Source organism: Nitrospira sp. (assembly GCA_024998565.1).
Lineage (GTDB): Bacteria > Nitrospirota > Nitrospiria > Nitrospirales > Nitrospiraceae > Nitrospira_A.
In genome coordinates, this window is record JACOEM010000003.1 from 131265 (window position 1) to 150552 (window position 19288).

A 19288-nucleotide genomic window follows, 5' to 3' on the forward strand; every position below is an offset into this window, starting at 1 on the left:
CCAGGCCGGCAAAGATGTGCAGCTTAGCGTGGTCGGGCGTAACTTTCAAATGAAATCATGTGCTTGGAGAAGATTTCTTTCGCCCATGGGGATAGGTCACGGCGTGAGGAAAACGTGATTCCGTTTTGCGAGGAATCGGTTCCACCGTAGACTCACCTGGTGTAGTGAGACCGGTTGGAGACAGTTCGTGACTGATCTTTTCCAGTCATCCATCCGATATAGTTACGAAGCATAGTTCTTGTCCGCTTCTCGGTCCCACTGGGGTTGAGCATTCTGTGGTCAGACATCCATCCGTCACGATTCCACCCGGCGAGACCCTGCTCGATGTCTTGCGTTGGCGGGCTGAGCATCAACCCGACCAGTCGGCGTACATCTTCCTGCGTGATGGGATCAGCCCCGATACCGTCCTGACGTACAGACAGCTCGATGCCAAAGCTCGCTCGATTGCCGGTCATCTGCAATCCAGGTACGCAGCGGGAGACCGCTTGCTCCTGGTCTATCCGCCCGGTCTTGAATTCGTCCAAGCCTTTTGGGGGGCGTTGTATGCCGGGTTAGTCGCCGTGCCGGTCCCCCCGCCGGATGCCTTTCGGGCAAGGGTCGGTGTCACGCGCGTCCAGCGTATTGCCGAGGATGCCGGCGTGGCCGGAGCTTTGAGCACAAACCAGATTCTGGAGCTGGTTCGGGCGCAGGAGCCCGCGATTTCGTTGGAACAATGGTTGGTCTGCGATGCCGCCACCCCGGACTCACCGGCTCACTGGACATCAACGCATCCGGTCGATTCCACCCTGGCCTATCTGCAATATACGTCCGGCTCGACCTCCGCTCCCAAAGGCGTGATGGTCAGCCACGGAAATATGACCGCCCAAAGCCGGTGCATTACCGACGCCGGTTGTTACGATGCCTATTCCGTCACCCTGTCCTGGATGCCGCATTTCCATGACTATGGATTAGTGAAGGGCATTATCCAGCCCGCCTGGATCGGCCGCCCGGCCTACCTCATGTCGCCGCTCACCTTTCTGAAGCGGCCCCTGCGCTGGCTCGAAGCGATTCAACGGTATCAGGTTACGCATAGCGGTGCGCCCAATTTTGCCTACCGTCGCTGTGTGGAGACCATCGCTCCTGAAGATCGCGCAACGCTGAATCTGTCCGGTTGGCAGGTCGCGAGTTGCGGTGCGGAACCGATCGCCCACGATACCATCGATCGATTTATTGAGGCGTTTGCTCCGTCCGGGTTCCGGCGCGAGGCGTTTTTCCCTGCCTACGGGATGGCGGAGTATACCTTGTTGATCTCGTTGAAGCGGGAGGGGGTGGCCCCGACGTTGCTGCCGCTGGATCCCTCGGCATTGGAGCGGGGGGTAGTGTCTGAAGCCACGGCTGGTGTGGTTCCGGTCCGGCAAGTCGTTGGATGCGGTGCTCCTGTGGGAGATACCCGGGTAGTCATCGCCCATCCGGAGACCCTGTCTCGTTGTGCTGCGCAACAGGTCGGCGAAATCTGGTTGGCCGGAGCCAGCACCACTCAAGGATATTGGAACAATCCGGAGGAAACGGCTCGCACTTTCGGTGCAACGCTTCGCGATACGGGGGAGGGCCCGTTCCTGCGAACCGGTGACCTCGGGTTCGTCAGAGATGGTGAAGTCTTTGTCACCGGGCGCTTGAAGGACCTGCTGATTGTGCGAGGCAGAAATCACTACCCGCAGGATATTGAGCGGACCGTCGAGCAAAGCCATAGGCTGTTCAGGGGCGGGGGCGCAGCGGCCTTCTCTGTCCAGGATGCGGGGGAGGAAGCGGTGGTGGTGGTGCAGGAGGTCGAGCGCCAGGCGACGGCCCTGGCCATCGATGAGCCGGCTACCGCGATTCGTTCTGCCGTTTCCGAGCAGCATGACCTCCATGTTTTCACCATCATCTTCATCAAGGCCGGAAGTCTGCCGAGGACATCGAGTGGAAAAGTCCAGCGACGTGCCTGTCGCGATCAATTTCTCGCCGGCCAACTTTCCATTCTCGGAAAGAGTGTCTTGCCGGCGACTCCGTCCCAGGCCCAGTCAACGGTCGTCAAGATAGAAGATCTGGGCGCGCTCTCGCCGGATGCACGGCGGAGGCAGATTGTGCAGGCGGTGCAGGGGATGATTGCCGATCGCCTCGGGTGCAGCCGAGAGGTCATAGCCGGTGACCGGCCGATACAGCTCTTCGGGCTCGATTCGTTGATGGCCGCCGAGGTCTCGCATTGCGTGGAGGAATCGTTCCACGTTCCGCTTTCGTTGCAACAGCTGTTGGGAGGCGCGACGCTCGGCGATCTGGCTGCGATCATCGAAGCGGGAATGCTCCGTGAGGGCGATGAACTTGCTGCTGCCGGTCGTACGAATCTCACAGCGGAGACTGTCGCCCCCCTGTCCGAAAATCAGGCTGCCCTCTGGTTCCTCAGCCAATTGGCTCCGGATAGCGCCGCTGCCAACGTCTCCGTCGTTCTGCCTCTGCCGTTCGACGTGAATCAGGTTGCGCTGAAACAGGCGCTCGATCGGCTGGGTGAACGCCATGCGCCGCTTCGAACCACCTATGAGACGAAGGACGAGGTGCCGGTGCAACGAATCCACGACCGGTTGCCGTTGAACTGGACGGTGATCGATGCCTCCACATGGGATTGGGTGCAGCTACGGCGGGAGGTGTTGGAGACTGCGGCGGTTCCGTTCGATCTGGCGCAGGGGCCCTTGTGGCGGGCGTCTTTCTTCCAGGGCCAACGGCAGGCCTGGTTGCTGGTGGTTGCGCACCATATCGCCGTGGACGGTTGGTCGATGATCCACCTGGTCGAGGACCTTAAGCGGGATTACGCCTCCGACGGATCCCTGCCTCAGGATGGATCGAACGGACTCGGCAGCCAACCTGCTTCCTATGGCGAGTTCATCAGTTGGCATCGTGCGTTGCTGGAGAGTGCAGAGGGCGGTCGGCTGGCCCAGTATTGGAAGGCGCAGCTGGCAGGTGAACTCCCGAACTATGACATGCTCTACGATCGACAGCCGACGACGATTGAGCCAAGCCGTTATGCGTGGCAGGCGATCCACATCGATCGGGGATTGACCGAGCGGCTCAAGGCATTCGCGCAGGCGGAAGGCACGACACTGTATGCCGTCTGTCTGACGGCGCTTCACGTCCTGCTGTATCGCTACACGAATGTGGAAGACACCGCCGTGGTCACTCCGGTATTCGGTCGAAGCCGATCTCGATTCGCCCGGACCGTCGGTGATTTTGTGAATATGCTCGTGTTGCGGGAGACGGTTCAGGTCGATTCGACCGGCCGAGAACTCCTGGCGCTGACGAAGCGTACTCTGCTGGAAGCCCTCGATCATCAGGACTATCCCTATGCGCGGCTCGTGTCGGACTTGCGACCGGCCCGCGATCGTCAACGCGCGCCATTGGGACAAATCCTGTTCGTGCTGCAACAGTTCAAGTTGCTGGCGGAACTCGATCGACGGCTGAGTGCCTCGCCGTCATCTGTCGCTGAGTCGTGCCTGCCTCCGTGGGAGGCCTATGTGATTCCCCAGCAGAGCGGGCAGTTCGATCTCTGCCTTGAGCTGGCCGAATCGGAGCAGGGCGTAACTGGTTACTTCGAATACAAAGACGAGCTGTTTGCCCCCGACCGGGTGGCACGGATGCAGGAGCATTTTGTCCGCGTGCTGGAGGGGCTTGTCGCCGACCCGGCAGCGCCGATCGGGTCACTACCTCTCATGTCGGAGTCGGAGTGCCGCGAGACGGTCCTGACGTGGGGACAGTCTCCGGAACTGCAGGAGCCGGCACAGTGTCTCCATCGTCTGATCGAAGCACAAGTGTCTCGCACCCCCGGCGAGATCGCGGTTCGACAGGGCGACCAGGAATTGACCTATCGGGAGTTGAATGCCCGCGCGAACCGTGTGGCCCATTACCTTCGCCGGCGGGGTGTCGCGCCCGGTGTGGTCGTCGGTCTCTGCCTGGAACGATCGCTCAACTTGATCGTCGGTATGCTCGGCATTCTCAAATCGGGCGGGGCCTACCTGCCCCTCGATGCCGATTATCCGACCGACCGCCTGGAATATATGCTGCGAGACAGTCAGGTCCGGGTGTTGGTGACGCAACAGGATCAACTCGCCCGGCTGCCTGCGACAAATCCGCATACGATTTGTCTCGATTCCGAATGGGACCAAATCGCCCGCTTCCCGGACGATACCATCGAAGGTACGGACGCTCCTGAAAATCTGGCCTATGTGATTTACACCTCCGGTTCCACCGGCCAGCCCAAGGGGGTGATGATCGAGCACCGATCGATCGCCAACTATGTGCGGGCGATCACGGAGATCGCGGGTGTCCACTCGCGCGACCGGGTGTTGCAATTCGCGTCGATGAGTTTCGACACCGCCGCCGAAGAAATTTTTCCCTGCCTCACGACGGGCGCGACGTTGGTGCTGCGCACTCAGATGATGATCGATTCGGTGTCGGGCTTCTTGGATCGATGCCGCGACTGGCAACTGACACTGTTGGACTTGCCGACGGCGTACTGGCATGAAGTCGTCACCCGGATGGAGTTGGAGCAACTGGCCTTCCCGGAGTCGGTGAAGACGGTGATCATCGGTGGAGAACGTGTCCTTCCCCAGATCGTGCAGCGGTGGGCCAAATTGGTCGGTCCTAGGGTTCGATTGTTGAACACCTATGGGCCGACGGAAACGACGGTCGCCGTCACCTGGTCGGATCTCACGGGCCTCGGGCTGCAGGAGGAGTTGCACGAGGATGTGCCGATCGGGCGCGTGATTGCTCAGTCTTCCGTCTATGTCTTGGATCGGCATCGACGTCCGGTTCCGGTGGGTGTGCCCGGAGAACTCTATGTCGGCGGCATGGGGGTGGCGCGAGGCTATCGTGGCCGGCCGGAGCTCACTGACACGAAGTTTATTCCCGATCCGTTCTCAAGCCTTCCGGGGGCCCGTCTGTATCGGACCGGCGATCTGGTGCGCTGGCGACCGGACGGGCAGCTCGACTATCGCGGCCGTGTGGATCGCCAGGTCAAGATTCGCGGCTATCGGATCGAGCTGGAGGAGATCGAAGCGGTGCTGAATCGGCACCCGGATCTGGAACGCGCGGTGGTCGAGGTGCGGGAAGATCAGCCGGGTGATAAGCGAATCGTCGCCTTCATGGTCCCTCGTCCGCAGAACCGGCTGGGACTGGTGCAGCTACGCGAGCAGCTGCGGAGTCAGTTGCCCGCGCACATGATTCCTTCAGCCTTTGTCGAGATGGAGACGCTTCCCCTGACCGTCAATGGAAAAGTGGATCGTGCTGCGCTCCGTGTCGCTACGGACAGTCGCGCGAGCAAGGTCGATCTCACGTCTGAGTTTCTCGCGCCGCGGACGCCCACCGAGCAGGTGCTGGCCGACATCTGGGGGGAAATCCTCCACGTGAAGGATGTCGGCGTGCATGACAATTTCTTCGAACTGGGAGGCCATTCGCTGCTGGCCACACAGCTGGTGTCCAGAGTTCAAGCCCTGTTCCGGGTCGTCCTGCCCCTGCGACAAGTGTTCGAGCGGCCGACTATTGCGACACTGGCCGAGGTGATTAAACGTTCTCAGGAGGGCGTAACGCAGCAGTCGGATCGGGACGGACGAATGATGACCAAAGCGGCGAGGGGAGCGCCGTTGCCCCTGTCGTTTGCGCAGGAACGGATGTGGTTTCTTTATCAGTTGTCGCCGACCGGCGCCGCCTACAACATTCCGGCCAGCGTGCGCTTGCATGGTCCGCTCGATCGGGCGGCGTTGCGTTGGGGTGTGGCTGAGCTGGTGCGACGCCACGATGCGCTCCGGACGACGTTTGCTACGGTGGATGGTCAGGCGCGTCAAATTATTCATGCCTCGTTGGATCCGCTCTGGGTGGAAGAAGATCTGCGCGGGTTGCCTCGTGAGATGCGTGAGGTTCGGGCGTTGGAACTGGCGACCGCCGAGGCGCGCCGTCCATTCGACCTCGGGCAGGGTCCGTTGCTGCGCATTCTGTTGGTTCAATTGGGCGAAGAGGATCATGTGTTGGTCGTCAGCACGCACCACATCATCTCCGACCAATGGTCGTATGGTGTGATCGCCCGTGAATTGGTGAAGTGTTACAACGTGTTCTGCGCGGGGAAACCCGTCGCGATTCAACCGGAGCTTGCGATCCAGTATGCCGATTTCGCTCAGTGGCAGCGGACATGGCTGACCGGTGCGGTGCTGGCTGAGCAACTCGCGCATTGGAAATCCAAACTCACGGATCTGCCGGTGCTCGCCTTGCCGGCCGATCGGCCGCGGTTGCCCATCCATTCGTTCAAGGGCGATCAGGTCTCTCTCGACCTGTCTTGGGCGCTCGTGAATCGCCTCAAGCAGCTCAGCGTGCGCGAAGGCGTCACGTTGTACATGGTGTTCCTGGCCGGATTCTTCGGCCTCCTGCATCGCCTCACGCAGCAGCGTGATCTGGTGATCGGGACGCCGATCGCGAATCGAAATCGGCTCGAGATTGAGGAGTTAGTCGGCACGTTCGTGAATACGTTGGTGTTGCGGACGGATGTTACGGGGGAACTGACCTTCCGCGAATTACTGCGGAAGGTGAGAGACCTGTCCCTCGACGCCTATGCGCACCAGGACATCCCGTTCGAAAAGCTCGTCGAAGAGCTGCGCCCGGATCGCAGCCAGGGCGGGTTACCGCTGGTGCAGGTCCTGTTCAACTTCGCCAATACTCCCTTCGCCCGGACGGAGTTTCAGCATCTGTCGTGGACCCCTTATGAAGTGAGTCGAGGGGCGGCGCAGCTCGATCTCGGCCTGTCGATCGACCCGTTGGCTTCGCGGAAAGCCTATCTGGAATTCAACACGGACCTGTTCGATCGCACCTCCGCCGAACGTTGGCTCGCGGAGTACCGTCAATTCATGGAGGTCATCGCGGAGCGTCCGGAAGAGAAGGTCGGACGCGTGGCGATCCTCACGGAACAGGAACAACATCGGATTCTGCGCGAATGGAATGCCACCGAGAAGCCTGTCGATTGCGAAGCCTGTTTCCCGCAACTCTTTGAAGCGCAGGTCGACCGGACTCCGGATGCGATCGCCGTGGTGTTTGAAGGCGCTGAATTGTCGTATGGGGAACTGAATCGGCGCGCGAATCGGCTGGCGCATCGCTTGCGGGAGCAGGGCGTTGGGCCGGATGTGGTGGTGCCGGTGTTTCTCGAACGGTCTCTCGATTTGCTGATCGGTCTCCTGGCGGTCATGAAGGCCGGTGGCGCGTATCTGCCGTTGGTTCCCGGATTGCCGATCCGCAGGTTGGCGGCCATGATCGAAGCCAGTCACGCGGCGGTGCTTGTGACAGACTCGACCCTCCTGGGCGGGCTTCCCCAACACCAGCTTCGGGTGGTCTGTCTGGACGGGGAGGTGGAGTCACTGACGCGATATTCGGAGCGTAATCCTGAGCCCCTCGCGAAACCCGAGCATCTCGTCTATGTGCTGTTCACCTCGGGATCGACCGGGCAGCCGAAAGGCGTCGAGATTGAACATCGCGCACTGGTCAATTTTCTCCGCTCCATGCAACAGGAGCCGGGCATCGGCAGCCGGGACGTCCTGCTGGCCATCACGCCGCTGTCGTTCGATATCGCCGGTTTGGAGCTCTATCTTCCGCTGCTGGTCGGGGCCCGCATTATTCTGGCCGGTCGTCTTCAGGCCATGGAGGGAGCGTGGCTACAGCGCGAACTCGATCAGGGTGCCGTGACCATGATGCAGGCGACGCCCGCCACCTGGCGGATGGTGTTGCAGTCGGGATGGCAGGGTGGACGACAGGTCAAAGTGCTGTGCGGCGGGGAAGCCTTGCCGCGTGAATTGGCCCAGGAGCTGCTTGCCCGAGCGGGATCGGTCTGGAATGTGTACGGACCGACGGAGACGACGATTTGGTCGACGTTGGAGCGCGTACGTACTGCTGAACGTACGATTTCTCTCGGACGGCCGATCGCGAATACTCAGGTCTATGTGTTGGATCTGAATCGGGAGCCGGTCCCGGTGGGAATTCCGGGTGAACTGTATATCGGCGGCAGGGGACTTGCGCGTGGATACCGGGGGGCTCCTCAGCTGACGGCGGAGCGATTCGTCTCCAATCCATTCCGGGCGAGCGAGCGGCTCTACCGCACGGGCGACCAGGTCAAATGGCTGCCTGACGGACGATTGGAGTATATCGGGCGTATCGATTATCAGGTCAAACTGCGCGGATTCCGGATCGAACTCGGTGAAATCGAGGCGGTCCTGGCGGACGATCCGGCGGTGAAGCAGGCGGTGGTCATCGTGCGGGAAGATGCGCCGGGAGACAAGCGATTGGTGGCCTATGTGGTCGCGAGAGAAGGGCACAGTTGCGATCCGCAGGCGCTTCGACGGGCCCTGCGAGACATGGTGCCGGATTATATGGTGCCGGCGGCGATTGTGCCGCTCAACGAATTCCCTCTCACGCCGAATGGAAAGGTGGATCGTGGCGCCTTGCCAGCGCCGACGGCGGAGCCGGTGCATGACAGCGCCCAGCCGATCGAGCCCAGAAATCGAGTTGAATTGCAGTTGGTGGCCATCTGGGAGCAGGTCCTGGGAATCACACCCATCGGGGTGCGCGACAACTTCTTCGCGTTGGGAGGCTATTCCCTGCTGGCGCTCCGGATGTTCAGCGCCATCGAGCAGACGTTCGGCATCCGCCTGCCGATGGCGGTACTCTTTCAGGCGCCCACGATCGAACAATTGGCCGATGTCCTGACCGGCGAAGGGTGTACCGTGCGCTGGCGATCGTTGGTCGCGATTCAACCGGAGGGAAAAAATCCCCCCTTCTTTGCGGTTCCAGGGGTCGGCGGCAATGTGCTCGTATTTGCCCGCCTGGCCAAGTTGCTGGGGGAAGGCCAACCGTTTTATGGACTGCAGGCCCGTGGCCTCGACGGAAAAGAAAAACCGTTCATGCGCGTGGAGGAGATGGCCGCGCATTACATCGAAGAGATACGGTCGATTCAACCGCAGGGACCGTACCTCATTGGAGGAACCTGCACGGGCGGGCTTGCGGCTTACGAGATCGCTCAACAGCTCATGGCGCAGGGAGAGCAGGTGATTCTGGCTGTCATGGAATCCTGGCATCCACGGTCCTATCTGACGCATTGGAGTCGACCTCCCTATCTGCTCTGGCCGATCCTGTTTGTGTGGATGAAGATCACGACGTATCTGCGTCTCATGCGGAGACTGCCGATCCACGAGTGGCCGTCGTTCTGGCGAGGCAAGTTGAAACGGATCTGGAATCTCATGCACCATACCGAAGCGGCCGAGCATCAAGACGAGTTTCTGTACAAGGATCAGGTGACGTATGCCACCTTCCATGCCGTGGCGCGTTACGATTTGAAACCGTTCCGCGGACCGGTGTTGAATGTGATTGCTTCCAAACATCCGCTGACGAATTCCAGCGATGATACGCGGTTGGTCTTCGGTGAATCCGCGATGGGCATGAGCCGGACGATCTATCTGCCGGCCGAAGATTCGGGGCGGTTATTTGTCGCGCCGCATGTGCAGGAGTTGGCGCACCATCTCAAGACGTTTTGGCAGGAAGCCTGGTCGGTGCTCCGGAACAAACCGGATGATCAGGGAAAAGGGCCTTCCTCAAGAGCCGCTTAACCCGGACTATTCATGAATAGTCCGGGTTAAGGCCAACGGGACAGCAGTCACCTCACCATGATGAAACTGTATCGGTTTCTCCTGTTTCTGCTCCGCGACGCCCGAAGCATGATGGTGCTGATGGTCCTGACCGGTCTGTTGGCCGGGCTGTCCAGCGTGGGTCTGCTCGCCGTCATCAACAAGCTCATCAACGGCGCCGGAGCGACGTCCGAACTGTTTGCAGTGGCCTTCATCGGTCTGGCGGTGCTGAAGGTCCTGTCGAACTATCTCTCCCAACTGTTGCTCGTCACCTTCGCGCAGAAAACCATCTTGAAGCTCGGGATGGATCTCTGTTGGAAAGTGGTGCGGGCGCCTTATCGCACGTTGGAACGCCGTGGCGCGCATGAAATTCTGGCCACGCTGACGGATGACACGAATGCCATGGCCTGGGCGGTGAACGGGTTGCCTGGCCTGGCGATCAATGTCGCGATCCTTGCCGGCTGTTCCCTCTACCTTGCCTGGCTCTCCTGGCAGGCGTTTCTCGGCGTGGTTCTTTTGGCCGTGTTCGGACTGATCGGGTACCGCCAGCTGTATAACCGGGTGCTCCGATCTTCGATGGCGGTGCGCGATGCGAAAGGGGCGCTCTTCGAGCATTTTCGCAGTCTGACGGAAGGCATGAAGGAGCTGATGTTGCATCGCGGGCGTCGAGAAACGTTCGTCGAGTCGGATATCCGACAAGCTGCCGAAGCGCTTCGCTACCACAATCTGGTGACGACAAAGCAATACCTCACCACCGACTCCTGGACACAGGTGCTGTTCTACGGACTGATCGGGGTTATTCTCCTGCTCTTCCCCAGATGGTTGTCGTTGTCGGGAGAGTCTCTGACAGGGTATGCGTTCGCGATGCTCTACATGATCGGTCCGATGTGGGGTCTGCTCGGGATGGTGCCCACCCTCAGTCGCGGCCAAGTGGCGCTGGAGAAAATCGAATCGCTGGGGCTGGCGTTGGATGAAGGCGGTCGTGAGGGTGGCGCGGAGCGCCCGGTGAATCACGGCACGCAATCTCTGGAGTTCTCGCAGGCGATTTTTTCGTATGAACCGAAAGGTGAAGATGAGCGGTCGTTCAGCCTTGGACCGCTGGATGTGACGATCAGGACCGGCGAACTGGTGTTTATCATCGGAGGAAACGGAAGCGGGAAGTCGACCTTTGTGAAAGTACTCACCGGGTTGTATTTGCCGCAGCAGGGAACGGTCAGGCTGAACGGCGAGGCAATCACGCCCTCGAACCAGGACTGGTACCGACAGCATTTTGCGGCGGTCTTTTCCGATTTCTACCTGTTCAAGAAACTGTTGGGGCTCGATCCGGCACTGATCGAGAGCGAGGCGGACGGCTGGTTGAAGACGCTCCGGATCCAGCATAAGGTCACGATCCAGAACGGCGAGTATTCGACGATCAACCTGTCACAGGGCCAACGGAAGCGCCTCGCCCTCGTGACGGCCATGCTGGAAGATCGTCCGTTCTATGTCTTCGACGAATGGGCGGCCGATCAGGATCCTCAGTACAAGGACGTGTTTTACGGTGAGCTCCTGCCGGAGTTGCGGGCGCGAGGAAAAGGTGTCATCGTAGTCACCCATGACGACCGGTATTTTCATGTGGGCGACCGTGTGCTAAAACTCGACGAAGGCAAGATCCTGGAAACTCCGAACCAGGCCGCCTCAACGGGCTCGACTCGAACGCCCCCGATGCTGAAGCCGGTGACCCGCTCCTCGGCATAACGCAGGGTCTGTGCCTCGCGTGTCTCAACCCATGTCCGGATTGTCGATTCCCTCCAGAGATTCGTCGCCGTTGCCCGCTCTGAGCCGGCAGGATGTGCACGTCTGGTTCTGCCGTCTTGTCCGGCATGAGGAGCAACGCGCCGCTCTTGCCGCTCTGCTCTCGCGTGATGAACAGGCCCGCGCGGCCCGATTTGCCTTCGACCGGGATCGTCACCGGTTCATCCTGTCGCACGGGTTGCTGCGTGCCATTCTGGCCCGCTACGTCGGCAGAGAAGCCGGGCAGATTGAGTTCGCCAGCGGAGCCCATGGGAAGCCGGCTCTGACCGGTTGCTCCTGTGCCGGTCAGGACATTCAGTTCAGCCTCTCCCATTCAGGGGCCTACGCCGTGGTGGCCGTGGCGGCCGGGCGCGCCGTCGGTGTGGATGTCGAGGTGTACAGGCCGAACGTGGATGCGCTCAAGCTCGCGCAGCGTTTTTTTTCGTCCGAGGAGTCACGGCAGATCACTCAGGCTCAGCAGGGTGCGCAGCTGTCACTGTTCTATCGCTATTGGACGGCGAAGGAGGCCTATCTCAAAGGGCGTGGGGTGGGGTTGTCTCTCGGTTTGGATCGATTCGAAATCTTGTTCGAAGACGGGTCGCCGCTCGCTCATGTGCGGATGACCGACTCCGGGGCCTTCGATACCAACTGGCAAGTGCAGTCGGTTTCGCTGGCCGATGACGTCTCCGGGGCGCTCGCCGTTGAGGGGCCGGCCTGCCAGGTTCGACTGTGTGATTCAAGTACAGGTCTGTTCCGTTAGGTGAACTCCCGCCGGGCTGCGTCTTTTCTCAGCTGCCGAAAGAAGTCCTGTAGCAACGCCTGACTTTCTTCAGCGCAGACTCCTCCGACGACCTCCACGCGGTGGTTGAGTCTTGGCTCAGGGGGAATATTCATGATGGATCCGCACGCGCCGGCTTTGGGATCGGTCGCGCCGAAGACCAGCCGCGGTATGCGAGCGAGCACGATGGCGCCGATGCACATCGTGCAGGGCTCCAGCGTGACATAGAGGATCGTGTCGATGAGTCGCCAGCTCCCCATGTGCCGGGCTGCGTCCTGAATCACGATGACTTCTGCATGAGCCGTCGGGTCCTGCCTGGTTTCCCTGAGATTGTGGGCTTGAGCGATCACGATGCCCTCGTGCACCAGTACCGCGGCGATCGGCACTTCACCGATCAGCGGCGCCGAACGCGCGAGTGTCAGGGCTTGTTGCATGAAACGGGTATCGGGATCGTCGAGGGCGAGCATTGTGTCGTCGGATGAATCCTGTCAGGGGCTGAACGCTACGGCAGTCGAAAAGGCGCCTGCATGCTAGCACGTTCTGCATGTGGAATGGCACCGGGAGAGGAGGCGCAAGCGGAGGTCGAGTGACCGGCCGGTCAGATCTGCCCGATCAAATAAATCGCGCCGGTCGGTTCCGGGCGTCCGCCGTCCGGTTCCACGGTCACGGCGAATTTTTTCATTCGCGAAAACTCGGTCATATTCCTGATGAGCATACGGGCTTTCAAGCCCGCATCGAGTCCGAAGACACCTGCGCTCACCGGTTTGTCGTCGATGGCCCAGAGCTGGTACACCTTGCCGCTCGGTAAGGCCGGCAGATTGTACGCGTAGAGCCAGGCTTTCTTGGTTGCCGGATCGAACAGCAGGAAGGCGCCTGCCGATTTGGCCATATCGGATCCGGCCAGCGACACGACTTTTGACGAGGGGTTTTTGAACAGTCCGGCAAATTCCTCGTTCTGCCTGGCCAGGCGTTGCAAGGAGGATTCGTTCTGGGTCAGCTGGGTGTGCGCGTCGTCCAGCTCCGCTTCCCGCTGCAGCAATTGATCGCGGAGTTCCGCGATCTCCGTGCTCCGTTGGTCGATCTCCGACTTAAGCGTGCCGATGGTCTGTTCACGCTGTTGCAGCTCCGACTGCAGGCCGGCCACGCGGGCGGTCTCCTGTTGCACCGCGGCTTGCAGTTGCTGAATCTCGCCCGAACGCTGAGAGGTTTGCGTGTAGGATAACCACGCGAAATACCCGCCTCCCACAATCAATACGGTCGCAGCAAATCCCATTGCCAGGCGGAACGGCAGCGAACGGGCCGGCGCGATGGGCGGGAACAGGTGGTTCATCCATTCGCCCGGTTCCAGGCTCGACTTCGGGCCGGCCTGCTCCGTTTCCACCGCACCCGCGATGGGCATCGGCGCCATCATGATTTTGGCTTTGAGCGTATTCGGGGGTGTCGCCGGGGTGAGTCCGAACGGCAGCAGTGACGCCACGGTTTGATAGTCCTTGAGAGCGGCATGGCAGGCCGCGCATCCCGATAACAAGTGTGCTTCGATGGCCTGCCGCTCCGAGCGTTCGAGGGCGCCGATCGCGTAGAGGGGGACCGCGTCCTCCAGTTCCTCGTGTGTCATACCCCCTCACCCTGCGGCATTGTCTGCTGCAACGACGCGCGGAGCTTGGCCATCGCCAGTTTGATGCGCGTCTTCACCGTCCCGAGCGGCTGGTTCAGCTTGGCGGCAATCTCCGTATGGGTCAGGCCCTGGTAAAACGCCATCTCGATGGCCTGTTGTTGCGGCAGCGGCAGTTCGAGGATGGCTTTCGCCATCAGCTGGCGTAGCTCGGTATCCTCGCGGGCTTCGTACGGATTCGGGCTGACATCGGGTGTGCGCGAAACCAGGGGATGTTCGAACGAATCGGCGACGACATGTTGCCCGCGCGATGCTCGTGCACGGAGCCGGTCGATGGCTCGACTGCGGGTGAGTGTCACCAGCCAGGCAATCGGGCTTCCACGGCCGACATCGTATTTGGCGATTTTGCGCCATACCTCCAGGTAGACCTCCTGAAGTAACTCCGCGGCCTCATCGCGGTCGCTCAAAATGCGATACGCCAGGGTAAAGAGCAGGGTGCTCGATTGATCGTAGAGTTGGCCGAATGCCTGTTGATCGCCCCTGGCCACACGGGCCAGGAGTTTGGGGTCGATCATCGATGCAGCTTGTCGGGAGGCAGCTTCCATGCAGTCGGCCTGGGCGCGGGCGCAATGCTCCGGATCAGAATAGGGCACACTATAACACTCTACGTGAAAAACGACTAATCGGATGTGAGAATCCGTCGGCAGTCGTAGCACAGCCGTTCACGGCAGCGTAACGGTCTTCAGCGGCGATCGAGGGCAGTGTCACGAACGATCAGCCGGCACGGCCTCATACGTAGTCTTTCAGAATGTGCGCGGCGTCCTGTGCGCCGGACAGGGGCGGCGGCGTAGATGAGAGGGGGCGGGCGAAGGCTTGTTCTATGGCTGCGTTCCATCGTCCCTGGAGAAAATCGGTCAGTGAGAGCTCTGCACCGCGACCATATTGATGCAGGTGATCGACCAGGGGCGGCTCGTCGGGGAAATTGTATCGTCGCACATAGACGACGGGGATTCCGAGCGCCACGGCTTCGACGATCGTGCCGTACCCTGGCTTTGTGAGGATCATATCTACGGACGCCATGACCGCTTTAAAGGTCATGCCCAGGGAGGCCAGCGATAGGACGCGAGTCAGTCCATTTGGCACGACGCCATCCACAACGAAACGAAAGCCGTCCATCGCCTCCATGTGTTCGAAGGGAAACGCTCGCAGGGCAATGCCGCCGAACCCGACCAGCACGACCCGTTCCGACTGCCCGGCGCCGATGGCCTTACGGAGCGCCGCGGGTTGAGGGACGGCCGGTTCCGCGATGGGGCCGATCTCCCGGACAGGATGAAACGCGGTGATTGCAAGGGCCGGCGCCACGCGCAGGAAGCAGGTGGCTTTGGCATAGGCCTCGCGGATCTGGCGAAGAATCGTCGCATGTTCGCGCTGGGCGGGATCTGCGAACGGCTCCAGGACCAGATCCCAGGACAAGGAGCAGAGGCCGATGGTCGGAATGCCCGTAGCCGCGCCGGCGGCAATGCCGAGATGGGAGATATCGGAAAGGACACAGGCGGGTCCGGCGCTGCGGATGAGCGCGGCTTCAGCCTCAATTTTCTGCGGCCAATCGCTGTGCAGCGCAGAGTGGGCGGCCCAGGTGCGGGAGACATCGATCTTCAGGGGGCCGTCCTGGATGCACCCGATATCCTGCTGCCCCACCTGGAGCTGCCAGGGAATGTCGAGGCGAGGTTCGAAGAAGTCGGCGGGAACGCTTGTTCGTAAAATGGCGCTGAGATTCGGCACCAATCGTCCCAGCGCGTTGAGCACCGGCACCACTTGCGCCGCGTGCCCGTAGCCGTGGCCTGAGATGGAACACCAGATCAGCGGCATGGCAGGGTGCTGAAAAAGACCTCCAACGTCGTTCTCGACTCGGAATCCTCCTCAACGTACCTCTGAACGTACGTCTCCGGGTCTTCCTCGCCTGCGGCCTTGTTGGATGGCCTTTTTGAGCACCCTGCGAGGGCTGTGCAGATCAGCTCCATCTTGGCTTAGCTGTTCGAGTAGTCGGATTCCATGGGGGCGATGTTGTACATCAGTTCGAGGTCGAACTCGTCGATCAATTCATTCACGGCGTCCCGGCCCATGTCGGAGCGTACTTCATTGATGACCAGCTCGATAGCCATGGCTGCATGCTGGCCGTATTGTGTGATCGCGGATTCGATCCGCTGTCTGGCTGTGTCAAGAGTCATAGAGATCCTCCAACCGGCTTATCCGAGCGTCCTCAGGAGTTGTTGCAGTTCCGGCACCAGATCCACTCCGCCGTTGGATCGGCCGGAGACGGCTGCGTCGATACCCGCCTTCAAGACGGGTTTGGCCTCTTCTTTCTTGCCCAGTGTGACGAGGGCGCGTCCGAGGGCGAGGTGCGACGCCACATGCGTCGGATCCAGTTGGGTGGCGACCGTGAGGTGCTCCGCGGCTTCTTCGACGCTGCCGCCTTCCTGCAAAATCTTATTGCCTAGGCCGTAGCGACCCAGGAATCCTTTCGGGTTTTTCTCAACCATTTGGCGAAACGCGCTGATATCCATGAGGCTCCTTGTGAAGCGTGATTGGCTGGTCTGGTGACGCGGGATTCTACCATCACCGTTGTTCGTTCAGCTACGGGCGGCGCGAAGCCGCGCGAGCCGTTCGCGGTCCGCGTCAGCGGGCGCGCGTCCGGTTCCCAGCGCCAGATGGTGCAGCCGTTCCACACAACGAATGGCCGCGACCGTATCCTGTCGTTGTTCATAGAGTTCGGCCAGTTCCCGGAGGACCGCCGCCTCGCCGGCCGGATTGCCGAGCTTGATGAAATGCTCGGAGGCATTGTTGAAACATCGTTCGGCCTCTACCGTGCGGCCGCTGTCGAGGAAGGTCTTTCCCAGCTGACTGTAGGTGCCGGCCAGGCCTTCTTCGTTCCCGACCACCCGGTGGGACTCCAGCGCTTGCGTGAACAATCGGACGGACTCATCCCATTGGTGCTGCCGGGCCTCTTCCATGGCCAGGTTGTGGTAGAGGATGCCAAGGGCGCGATGGTCGTTGAGCGGCTTGAGGAGGTCCAGCGCTTCGAGATAATAGGGACGCGCTTTCTCCGGCTTGTCGGCACCGATGTAGAGGTTGCCGAGATTGACGAGTGTATGGGCGATGGCGTGTGGGTCCTGTTCGCTGCGTTGGATCGCCAGCACTTCTTTGTAACAGGTGTCGGCCTTCTCCAAGTCGCCGGCCAGGGCATAGGTGTTGCCGAGATTGCCGAGGCTGTTCGAGAGTTCGCGCTGAGTCCCGGTCAGCCGGTCATCCTTGACGGCTGCCTCCCAGGCGGCACGTGCCTGGACGAGATCGCCACGATGGAGAAAAATGCGTGCGCGGTGTTTGTCGTTTTCAGCCATGTCTTAGAACCGTCGTTCGTCTCCCGTCGCTTGTATCTCGTTTTTGAAACGTTTCACGTTTTACGGGTCACGCTTCACGGCTTGGGTCAGTCGCCGCCCTTCGGGGTGTCTTTGCGAAACTCCACCACGATGTCGTCTTCTTCGTCTAGGCCGAGGCCGGCGCGAAATGACTCAAGCAGCTCGGCCACATAGGCCAGATGGCGCGGGTCCTTCCCCTCCGGTGAGGCGAGATAGGCCTCGGAGAGCGTCATGCCGGTTTCAAAATGACGGGCGATGGTCTCCTCCGTCACCTGTTGCCAAGTGATGTAAATACAGAAGGCCTGGAAGCGATGTGCCTTGGGGTGGCGACCGGCCAACGCCAGCAATTGTTCATAAGCCTCGCGGGCTGTGGAACCGGCATTGGACGAGAAGGTTTGTTCGAGCTCAATGGCCTGGTCCCAATCGGCACCGAGTTCGGCTTCTGATTCCTGTAGGGTATCCTGCGCGGCCAGCGCGGCATCGAATTGCATGGAGTCCTCACTGGGTCGGTAAATGATGTCCGGCGTTCATTGGCAGAATACTGGGGGCAGGGAAGGGAGGTCAATGCTGTCGACGCTTGAATCATCAGTCACGCAATTGTAGGGTGGATACATCGTGGTGTGTGCATATTCCTCAGGAGGTCATGATGGCGGTCGAATCGGCTATGCTCCCGCTCGGAACGAATGCGCCTGATTTCTCATTGCGTAATGTGGTGAATGGTCAGATCTACCGGTTGGATTCGTTCAATGAGAAGGCGGCGTTCCTGGTGATGTTCATCTGCCGCCATTGCCCCTATGTGGTGCACGTGGAGCAGGAGATCGCCAGGATCGGGCGAGACTATGCAGAGACCGGACTGGGGCTTATCGCGATCAGCAGCAATGATGCGAAGTCGTATCCGGACGACGCACCTTCGTGCTTGAAAGAAATGGCCGAGCGGCTGGCCTTCTCCTTCCCGTTCTGCTGCGATGACACGCAGGAGGTGGCAAAAGCCTACCGGGCCGCCTGCACGCCTGATTTTTTCCTGTTCGACCGGCAGCGTCGACTGGTGTATCGAGGCCAATTGGACGACTCACGTCCCGGCAACAACAGGCCGGTCACCGGCCGAGATCTCCGCGCCGCGATCGATGCCGTCCTGAGCGGAAAGCCGGTGAATCCCGATCAAAAAGCCAGCATCGGCTGTAGCATCAAGTGGAAGCCGGGCAACGCACCGGCCTAGGACTGAACGGCTGCGGAGAGAAATTGAGAATTGTTGAGCCGTTCTTGTGTTCCGTTGGTTATTTTCTGGCGAATGTCTGGCGGTACCGCTACTTATCGGTTTGAACCGTACACAAGTCGCAGGCGAAATCGAACACTATGGGCACGTGATCACTGAATGCGAGCCACTCATCGGCTCGGCCGACTGAAATTTTTGAAGATCGAAGAAGATCCGCGGAAGCAAATGCATAGTCGATGTGATAGGGACGAGCAAGCTTACGGTGCATAAAAAACGTGGGCTGTGATTCCTTTCCCTGCTGCTCGCCGGTCTGGTGGTGATACACGCTTTCTATGCCAATCGAGGAGAGCTCCCTGACGACATCACTGTGGTTCCACCACCGATCCCAGACGTCCCAGCGGGCGTTGCTGTTGAGGTCTCCGCAGATGACCATGTTGCGATCCCCAATTCTTGCCTTGTGGACCTGAAGGTATTTCCACAATTGACCGATGTAGCGGAAGGTCGGCGAATTTGCGTGACGCGTCCAAACCGCCAATGCCGTGATCTTGTTGTCGATGGTGAACGGAACAAATGACTCAAGTCCATTGCCATCCCAGTCGAGCATGACCAGAGGCGCGTTACTTGAAAATACCCCCAGCCCCCTGTGTTTGTTACTACCAACCCACAATGAACCCTTCGCCCAACTCTTGTATGCACTGTCTATGGCCCCTTCCGGCTTTTCGCATTCTTGGACAATGTAGATGTCGGCATTGAGAGAGAGAAGCTGTGGGAGCTTTTTGCGAAGGGCGCCACTGCAATTCCAACTGACAATTCTCATGAGGTGAACAAATAGAATGGCTC

13 protein-coding genes are annotated in these 19288 nt (G+C 60.2%); 4 read left to right on the plus strand and 9 right to left on the minus strand.

The window, feature by feature from the left end:
- Positions 1–275: 275 nt before the first annotated feature.
- Genes H8K11_07090 through H8K11_07100 form a run of 3 tightly spaced genes read left to right on the plus strand, consistent with a single transcriptional unit; the run spans position 276 to position 12189 of the window.
- A complete protein-coding gene (locus H8K11_07090; GenBank protein MCS6263509.1) occupies positions 276–9638 on the plus strand; it encodes an amino acid adenylation domain-containing protein in 9363 nt (3120 codons plus the stop codon).
- Between the two features lie 57 nt (positions 9639–9695).
- Positions 9696–11393, plus strand: a complete 1698-nt coding sequence (locus H8K11_07095) for a cyclic peptide export ABC transporter (protein MCS6263510.1) — start codon at positions 9696–9698, stop codon at positions 11391–11393.
- Between the two features lie 10 nt (positions 11394–11403).
- Positions 11404–12189 carry a 4'-phosphopantetheinyl transferase superfamily protein gene (locus H8K11_07100; GenBank protein ID MCS6263511.1) on the plus strand — a complete coding sequence of 262 codons (786 nt, stop codon included), beginning with the start codon at positions 11404–11406 and terminating at the stop codon, positions 12187–12189.
- Here the strand turns inward: H8K11_07100 and H8K11_07105 are convergent.
- The 8 genes from H8K11_07105 to H8K11_07140 all read right to left on the minus strand — a co-directional run bounded on the left by H8K11_07105 (position 12186) and on the right by H8K11_07140 (position 17726).
- Complete coding sequence (locus H8K11_07105; GenBank protein MCS6263512.1) at positions 12186–12674, minus strand: nucleoside deaminase; 489 nt, start codon at positions 12672–12674, stop codon at positions 12186–12188. The genes H8K11_07100 and H8K11_07105 overlap by 4 nt on opposite strands.
- Positions 12675–12805: 131 nt before the next feature.
- Positions 12806–13822: an anti-sigma factor gene (locus tag H8K11_07110; GenBank protein ID MCS6263513.1), complete on the minus strand. Its 1017-nt coding sequence runs from the start codon at positions 13820–13822 to the stop codon at positions 12806–12808.
- Positions 13819–14472, minus strand: coding sequence for a sigma-70 family RNA polymerase sigma factor (locus H8K11_07115; protein ID MCS6263514.1), 654 nt, complete (start codon positions 14470–14472; stop codon positions 13819–13821). The genes H8K11_07110 and H8K11_07115 overlap by 4 nt, the downstream gene beginning before the upstream one ends.
- Before the next feature lie 136 nt (positions 14473–14608).
- Positions 14609–15688, minus strand: a complete 1080-nt coding sequence (locus H8K11_07120) for a hypothetical protein (protein ID MCS6263515.1) — start codon at positions 15686–15688, stop codon at positions 14609–14611.
- 158 nt (positions 15689–15846) lie between these two features.
- Entirely contained in the window at positions 15847–16047 is a 201-nt protein-coding gene (locus H8K11_07125; GenBank protein MCS6263516.1) for a hypothetical protein, read from the minus strand.
- 18 nt (positions 16048–16065) lie between these two features.
- On the minus strand, positions 16066–16383 hold the full coding sequence (locus H8K11_07130; protein MCS6263517.1) for a tetratricopeptide repeat protein: 318 nt from the start codon (positions 16381–16383) through the stop codon (positions 16066–16068).
- 66 nt (positions 16384–16449) lie between these two features.
- A complete protein-coding gene (locus tag H8K11_07135) occupies positions 16450–17217 on the minus strand; it encodes a tetratricopeptide repeat protein (protein ID MCS6263518.1) in 768 nt (255 codons plus the stop codon).
- Between the two features lie 86 nt (positions 17218–17303).
- Positions 17304–17726: a hypothetical protein gene (locus H8K11_07140; GenBank protein ID MCS6263519.1), complete on the minus strand. Its 423-nt coding sequence runs from the start codon at positions 17724–17726 to the stop codon at positions 17304–17306.
- Positions 17727–17878: 152 nt separating this feature from the next.
- On the opposite strand from H8K11_07140, the gene H8K11_07145 reads away from it, so the two are divergent.
- The gene (locus tag H8K11_07145) at positions 17879–18451 is read left to right on the plus strand and encodes a thioredoxin family protein (GenBank protein MCS6263520.1); all 573 of its coding nucleotides are present in this window, start codon (positions 17879–17881) and stop codon (positions 18449–18451) included.
- Positions 18452–18539: 88 nt separating this feature from the next.
- Here the strand turns inward: H8K11_07145 and H8K11_07150 are convergent, their stop codons facing one another.
- Positions 18540–19265: an endonuclease/exonuclease/phosphatase family protein gene (locus H8K11_07150; protein ID MCS6263521.1), complete on the minus strand. Its 726-nt coding sequence runs from the start codon at positions 19263–19265 to the stop codon at positions 18540–18542.
- Between the last annotated feature and the right edge of the window lie 23 nt (positions 19266–19288).

Bases quoted from the DNA above. Each gene is read 5' to 3' on its own strand.
- H8K11_07095 (MCS6263510.1), top strand. From the start codon at position 9,696: ATGATGAAACTGTATCGGTTTCTCCTGTTTCTGCTCCGCGACGCCCGA.
- H8K11_07105 (MCS6263512.1), bottom strand. From the start codon at position 12,674: ATGCTCGCCCTCGACGATCCCGATACCCGTTTCATGCAACAAGCCCTG.
- H8K11_07110 (MCS6263513.1), bottom strand. From the start codon at position 13,822: ATGACACACGAGGAACTGGAGGACGCGGTCCCCCTCTACGCGATCGGC.
- H8K11_07120 (MCS6263515.1), bottom strand. From the start codon at position 15,688: ATGCCGCTGATCTGGTGTTCCATCTCAGGCCACGGCTACGGGCACGCG.
- H8K11_07125 (MCS6263516.1), bottom strand. From the start codon at position 16,047: ATGACTCTTGACACAGCCAGACAGCGGATCGAATCCGCGATCACACAA.
- H8K11_07130 (MCS6263517.1), bottom strand. From the start codon at position 16,383: ATGGATATCAGCGCGTTTCGCCAAATGGTTGAGAAAAACCCGAAAGGA.
- H8K11_07135 (MCS6263518.1), bottom strand. From the start codon at position 17,217: ATGGCTGAAAACGACAAACACCGCGCACGCATTTTTCTCCATCGTGGC.
- H8K11_07140 (MCS6263519.1), bottom strand. From the start codon at position 17,726: ATGCAATTCGATGCCGCGCTGGCCGCGCAGGATACCCTACAGGAATCA.
- H8K11_07145 (MCS6263520.1), top strand. From the start codon at position 17,879: ATGATGGCGGTCGAATCGGCTATGCTCCCGCTCGGAACGAATGCGCCT.
- H8K11_07150 (MCS6263521.1), bottom strand. From the start codon at position 19,265: ATGAGAATTGTCAGTTGGAATTGCAGTGGCGCCCTTCGCAAAAAGCTC.